Consider the following 347-nt stretch of genomic DNA (forward strand, 5'->3'; position numbering starts at 1 on the left):
TCGATCGGATTGCCGCGAATCGATTCCTCGACATCCATGCTCGCGAGATTGCGCGTGAACATCGCGGTGGGCCGCAGGTTCGACTCGCCGTTGGAGAACACCGGAAACTCCACCGGAAAGCCCCCCGCCTCGTACACGCCGCGCTTCACGTGCTCGGCGAGCTTGCGAAAGTGGGCGTTGCACGGCGTGAGCTCGGACCACGTATTGCAGATGCCGATGACCGGGCGCCCGTCGAAAACGTGATCGGGAAGGCCCTGGTTCTTCATCCAGCTGCGGTACATGAAGCCGTTCTTGTCGGCCGTGCCGAACCATTGGGCGGAGCGGAGCTTGCGAGGTTTGTTGGTCAT

At 62.2% G+C, this 347-nt stretch carries 1 protein-coding gene; it reads right to left on the reverse strand.

Annotation, left to right across the window (positions count from 1 at the left end; genetic code table 11):
- A partial coding sequence (locus FAZ69_RS33030) for a dihydroxy-acid dehydratase domain-containing protein (protein ID WP_169708847.1) occupies nucleotides 1-347 on the reverse strand: 347 nt, incomplete at both ends.

It is taken from the genome of Trinickia terrae (genome assembly GCF_005144415.1).
GTDB classification, from domain to species: Bacteria; Pseudomonadota; Gammaproteobacteria; order Burkholderiales; family Burkholderiaceae; genus Trinickia_A; species Trinickia_A terrae.